Raw genomic sequence first — 6,772 nt, 5'->3', positions numbered from 1 at the left:
CCCTCCACCTCAATCGGATCACCCAAACCCGTCCCCGTCCCATGAGCCTCCACCAACCCAATCGACTCCACCGACACACCCGCATCACCCAACGCGGCGGTGATGACGTCCGCTTGGGCACGCGGGCTGGGCGCGGAGTAGCGGGTGGTGCGTCCGCCGTGGTTGACGGCGGCTCCCTTGATGACGCCCCGGATCCGGTCACCGTCCCGCCGGGCGTCGTCGTACCGCCGCAGCACCACGGCCACGGCTCCCTCTCCCGGGACGAAACCGTCGGCGGTGTTGTCGAACGCACGGCTGCGATGCCGGGGCGACAGGGCCCTCAGGTCCCCCATCGACCGGAAGTACTCCGGGCTGATACCGGCGTGCACGGCCCCGATGACCGCCGTGTCGATATCACCGGTGCGCAGGTGCTGGAGTGCCGAGTGGATGGCGACCAGGGACGACGAGCAGAGGGTGTTGACCAGTCCGCTCGGGCCGTGCCAGTCCATCAGGTAGGACAGCCGGTTCGCAATCATCGCCTCAAGTCCGAGGCCACGCCCGTCGGGCACGCCGTGGCGCACCCGCTCCTCGTGGTAGTGGTCGTGGCTGTACGCGATCCACAGACCGGTGTTGTCGGCTTCGGCCCGTCCGCCGATCCGGCCGCCGTCCTCCAGTGCCTCCCAGATCGTCTCGTACACGATCCGCGCCTGTGGATCGATCAGGGGAGCTTCGCGGGCCGAGATCCGGAAGGGAGCCGGGTCGAACTCGTCCACACTGTCAAGGAACGAGGCGCACGGGACCGGACCGGCCGCCGGGTCCCAACGCCCCTCGGGCAGCGGGCGGACCGTGTCCCGGCCTTCGGCGAGCAACTCGGCGAAGGCGGTCAGGTCGCCCGCGGTGGGCAGTTTGACCGCCGCGCCCACGACCGCGATGTCGCGCGGTCGTGATTCCGGAGCGGATACGGGGGACTTGGCCGGGGGTTCGGCCTCGGGTCTTCGTGACGTAACGGTGGCCCGCGCCATCGGTACGGGCACTTCGGGCACTTCGGGCACTTCCGCCACGGCCGGGTCCGCCAGCGTGTCGACGAGTTCCGGTGCCTCGTCCACCAGGAAGTCGGCGAACTGCCGGGGGGTCGGATACTCGAAGAAGACCGTCGGGTAGAGGGACAGGCCGTGCTCCTGAGAGATGCGCTCGCTCAGTGTCACCAGGCCCACCGAGTCGAACCCGGCGGACAGGAACTCCGTATCGGTGTGCTCCTCGGAGGTGCCCGTCAACGCCAGGAACCAGGTGAGCGCCCGCGCGGACCGCGAGGCGGCGGGGGCCGCCGGGGCCGCGGGGCGAGGTGGCGCCGGCGGGAGTGAAGTCGGCTCCGGCTCCGGTGCCACGACAGGCGCGAGCGCCGCGACGGGGACGGGCGACGCGACCGGGGCGCCCGGCATCGCCGGCACGACCGGGGCGGGCGTCTCCCCCGCACTGAACGCCTGGACGGGAACCCTCTTGGACGCCATGTCGCCGAAGACCAGCAGCGGTGTCCCCGCCTCATCGGTCACCGTCTGGGTGACCCGGCAGGCCTCGTCGTTCCAGAAGGTGATCTCCGTCCGCACGTAGGCGGCGTCGTCCAGCGGTCCGAGGACATCCAGTCGGCCCACCGAGAGCGGAATGAACGCGGACGCGTCCGCCGTGCCGAACACCGGATTGGCCGGGTCGATCGCCGCGACCGTCACGCTGTCCAGGAGCCCGGGGAACAGCCGCACGCCTGGCGGGTTCAGCTCCCGCTGCCGGGCGCCTTCGATACGGGCGAGGGTGCCGCCGTCCGGCAGGCTCGCCACCCAGGAGATGTTCCGATAGTAGCGGCCATGGTGGTAGCCGATCCGCCGCAGCCACCGGTAGAGGCCCGAGCCCGCGTGCACGGCGGAGTCGGCGCAGTCGGCCAGCAGGGCGGCCAAGGAAACCGGAAGCGGCGGCTCGGGCGCGCGCCCGGTGGCGAGCCGGCCGGTGACGAAGAGTTCCCCGCTCTCGGGGTCCTCGACCCTGAACCGGTTCTCCGCGTCCACCCGGCCGATGACCCGGTGCGCCCCGGACGGGATGAGCGGGCGGTGGAAGAGGATGTCCCGGGCCCCGTGGAAGGGTTCGCCGCGCAGTGCGGCACCTTCGCGCAGGAAGTCGAACCACGCCACCCCCGGGAGCATGAGCGTGCGGTACACCGCGTGCTGGGCGATGGGTGCCTCGGCCGGACCGAACACACGGGAGAACGTGTACCCGGCCGCACCCTCGTCCGCTATCAGCTCGGCGGGCGCCCCCGGTTCGGCCGAGCGCAGGGGCTCGGCCAGGTTCAGGGCACGGCCGCGCGGCTGCGCGGAGGGCAGCAGGCGCTTGCTCCACGTCACGCCCATGGCCTGCTGGAACACCGCCCAGTCGATCTCCTGGCCCTCCTGGAAGAGCTCGACGGCGATCCCGGCGAGCACCGCCGCGACCTCCCACTCGTCGCGGGCCTCGGCCAGCCGTGCGCCAACGTCATGGCCGTCGCCGGCGGCGTGATCCCGGGCGTCGCGTACGAGTTCGTTGTCGCTCCGCAGAACATCGGCCAGCGCTTGCTCCAGCGGGACACGTCCTCGTACGAAGTCCCCGACCGCCTCCCATCCCGGGGGCAGGTCCACCACACCTTCGGGCAGTCCCAGATCGCGCAGCGCGATCGAGAGGGCGACCCCGGACGCGATCCGCAGCAACTCTCCTGAGAATGTGGCCAGTTGGGTTCCGGTGGCCGCTTCGAACAGACCGATGACCTCATGGACGGCCGGCGCCGAGCGGTCCAGGGCGGTCAGCCACGCGGGCGGGGCCGCGGACGCCTCGGGACGTACGGACACGGCGGTGCGGGGGCCACCGGCAGCAGGGGCCTCCTGTACACCGGCCCGCAGGAGCCAGGTACGCAGAGCGGTGGCCAGTTGATCCGCGTCCGCCCCGACGACGGCCAGCCGCGCGGTACGGTGCGGCCGTGCCAGGCGGGCCGTGGCACATACGTCGCCGAGCTCGCCGGGCCCGTCCGTCAGGGTCGGCAGGAACTCCAGCCACTGGGCGACCAGTTCCCGCAGCGCGTACGGGCTGTCGGCGGACAGCGGCAGCACATGGACCGGCACCGACCGCCCGGCGGAACCGGCCGATCGGGCCGACCCGGCGAGGGTGCTGTCGGTGCGGGGAGCGGCCTCGGCCACCACATGGGCGTTGGTGCCGCCGAAGCCGAATCCGCTGACGGCGGCCCGGCGCACCGGAGCGTCCGGCCAGGGGAGGCGCGTGTCGGGCAGGTGGAAGGGGCTGTCCGCGAGGTTGAGGCGCGGGTTGGGCGATTCCACCGCCACGGCCGGGACGACACCCTCGCGCATCGCGACGATGATCTTCGCGAGTCCGGCGAGCCCCGACGCCGAGTGCAGATGGCCGATCCGGCGCTTGATCGAACCGAGTGCGACGGAGTTGCGGGGGACGCCGTGTCCGGCGAACACCTCGGTGAGCGCCCGTACTTCGATCGGGTCGCCGATGGCGGTGCCGGTGCCGTGTGCCTCGACGTACTGGACGGTCGCCGGGTCGATGGTCTTGTACACCTTGCCCAACAGGTCGATCTGGGCTTCCAGGTTCGGTGTGGTGACCCCCATGGTGCGGCCGTCGTTGTTGACCGCGACCCCGCTGATGGCTCCGAGGATGACGTCGCCGTCGGCCAGCGCCGCCGGCATCGGCTTCAGCACCAGAGCGGCGGCTCCCTCGCCGGGCACATAGCCGTTGGCCTTGCTGTCGAAGGTCTGGCACAGCCCGTCCGGGGAGAGCGCCCCGGTGCGGGAGAGGAGTACGAAGGTCAGCGGGTCGATCAGCAGGTCGACTCCGCCGACGAGGGCGAGCTCGGAGGTCCCGGCGGCGAGGCTCTGGCAGGCGAGCCAGACCGCCGACAGCGAGGACGAGCAGGCGGTGTCGACCACCAGGCTCGGGCCCGCCAGGTCGAAGCGGTCGGACAGCCAGGCCGCCATGAAGTTCTGCGACCGCCCCCACAGGGCGGCCGGCCCGGGTATCCCGACGGGACCGGCCGGGCCGGGCGGAACGGTGCCTCGCCCCTGGTCGAATCCGTACGCGTTCATGCGCGCGGCGATGAACACACCGGCGTCGAGTCGACGGCGCACCCCCAGGTACCCGGAGTCCTCCAGGGCCCGTGCGCCGACCTCCAGCATCACGCGCTGCTGGGGGTCGAGGAGCACGGCGTCCTCGGCGCTCATGCCGAACGCCTCGTGGTCGAAGGAGAACGGGTCCACCAGGAAGCCGCCGCGGTGGTGCGTGCCCTGGTGGGGCCCCTCGCCCCGGTACAGCTCGCGGGCCCACCGGCTCGGCGGGACCTCGCCGACCTCGACCCCGTCGTGGGCCAGCAGGGCCGTCAGGTCGACGACGTCCTCGGCGCCCGGGAGCCGTACCGCGAGGCCGATCACGGCGATGCGGGTGTCGCGCTCGCTCACAGCAGTCCTTTCGTTCGGCTCTCCGGTCATGCCCGTCCCACTCCCCGCTGCCCGTCGTGCACGAGCAGAGGACGCAGCAAGGCACTCAGAGCGGAGGTGGGCACGTCCTCGGGGTCGGGGGTGGACGGACGGTGGGCGGACGGCGCCTCATGGGCGGCGAGTTCCGCCGCGATCTCGTCGGCCGTACGCGCCCGCATCAGCAGCGAAGGATCGACGGTCAGATCACTGCGCCGCTCAAGGGCCGTGGTCAGCTCGGCGATCACCAGGGAGTCCAGCCCGAGGCTCTGGAGCGGACGGTCTCCCGGGTCCTCCCCGAGCACCTGGACGAAGGCGTCCCTGACCCGTGCGCGCATCTCCGTGACGTCTCGCGGGGTGCGCGCCGCGGGGGGCGAGGGTGGTTCTGCTCGCGCCACCATCGGCACGGACCCGACGGACCCGACGGACCCGACGGACCCGACGGGCTCGACGGACCCGACGGGCTCGCTGGAGGGCGCGGCCTCCGTCGGGGTGTCGGGAGTGCTTCCCGGGAAGATCACGGCGCCACCCGACCGCACGTGGTCGAAGAAGGCGTCCACCGCCTGCTCGGCGCTGATCGCGTACGCGGCGGAGAAGGACGCGTCCGCCTTCATGCCGATGCCCGTCCAGTTGGGCCACGCGTGTGCGGTGACCGTGGTGACGGCGTCGTTCTCCCTTTCGGCGAGGGCCAGTTGGTAGGCGTTGGCGAGGCTGTAGTCGACCAGTCCCCGGCCGGCCAGCGCCTGTGTGCCGGCGATCGAGGACACCAGGACGGTGAAGTCGGCGCCCTGTTCCTTGGCCAGCCGTACGACGTTCAGCGAGCCGGGGACCTTGGGGGCGAGCACCTTCTCGGCATCGCCCCATGTCCGGCGGTGCATCGCCCCGAACGGGTTGACCCCGCCGGAGGAGTGCACGACGCCGACCAGCCGACCCCAGCGCCGGCCGAACCGCCCGGCCACAGCGGCGAGCGCCGCCGGGTCGGACACATCGCAGACGAGGTACTCGACCTCGGCGCGCCTCGCCAGCTCCCGCAGAGGGGCGGAGCTCTCGGCGTCGACGACCGACCGGCCGATGATGCCGACGCGCCTGGCTCCTCGGTCGATCAGCCGCTGGGTCAGACGCAGCCCTACGGCGCCCAGTCCGCCGGTGACCAGGTAGTACCCGGAGGCCGGCGGAGCGTACGGCGGGGTGGCCGGCGCGGGCACCGGTTCCGGGGTGTATCTGACGCCTCGCCGGTAGGCGGAGACCACCGTGCCGGCGTCGGCCCCGGCCGCCGGTCCGGTGCTCAAGGCGGCGTACTCGGCCGCCAGTTGGACGGCCCACACCTCGGCCGGGTCGGCCGGATCCAGATGGACGACCGCGGTGGGCTTTCGGTTCTCGGCCCCAGCGGCCCGTACGGCCATGGCCATGGCGGCGCGCTCGGGGGACAGACCGCGGCGCTCATCGGGATGCACGGCGGCGGCGTGGAATCCGGCCCAGAGCAGTTTCCCGTGCGCGGGCAGTGTCTTCATCAGGCCGCCCAACTCCTCCCAGAAACCGCCCAGTTCGATGGGCCGATCGCCGTGGCTCCGCTGACTGCCCGGAGAGTCGAGCACGATGGTCGTGTCCGCCTCTCGACCGGACTCGACGACGGTCACGCCCCGGTCCCGGAGGGCTCTCGTCAGCGCACGTCCGATCTCGGCGTCGACGGCGACCAGACGTACCGTGGCCGGACCGGCCACCGGCGCGGGCGCCAGTTCCCGGGCGCGCCACTCGACACGTACGGCCTCGCTGCCCGCCGCTGCCGGATCCGGCGCGTCGGCGGGGTCGGTGGTGCGCCAGTACGACCCGCGCGCGAACGGATAGGTGGGGAGGTCCGTGACGCGGGCGCCCTTCGCGGAGAGCGAGGCCCAGTCGATGTGCGCGTACCCCGCCCTGACCAGTTCCACGACCTCGGCGGGCCGGGCCGCCGCTGCCGTCGACCCGGTACGGCCCGCCGCCTCTTCGGCGGTCAGATCGATGTCGACGCGAGCCACCGGAACGCCGCCGGCGGCGACGGAGCGCAGCGCGGTGACGAGTTCGGCGGAGTTGCGTCCGTACACCGCGGTCTGGAACTCCAGCGGGGAGCGGCCGGTGTTGGCGGTATGGCAGAGGTCGGCGGTCTCCCAGTCGTCGCGTGCTGTCTCGAACCGTTCGGCATAGGCGTCGGCGAGGGCGCGCAACGCGGTCTCATCCGCCGCACTGACCCGCACCACATACGAGTCCTGCGCCAACGTCTCCCGCACCGGCGGGACAGGCGCTTCCTCCACGAT

General features: G+C 72.4%; 2 protein-coding genes. Both read right to left on the bottom strand.

Features of this window, described 5'->3' with window-relative positions:
- On the bottom strand, positions 1-4,466 hold a 4,466-nt coding region (locus tag AB0M67_RS41500; RefSeq protein ID WP_365753391.1), incomplete at its 3' end, for a beta-ketoacyl synthase N-terminal-like domain-containing protein.
- Positions 4,467-4,492: 26 nt separating this feature from the next.
- The coding region (locus AB0M67_RS41495; protein WP_365753390.1) for an SDR family oxidoreductase at positions 4,493-6,772 on the bottom strand (2,280 nt) is incomplete at its 5' end.

Origin of the sequence: Streptomyces sp. NPDC051662 (assembly GCF_040681655.1) — a bacterium.
Lineage (GTDB): Bacteria > Actinomycetota > Actinomycetes > Streptomycetales > Streptomycetaceae > Streptomyces.
This window is presented reverse-complemented; position numbering and strand designations above follow the sequence as displayed.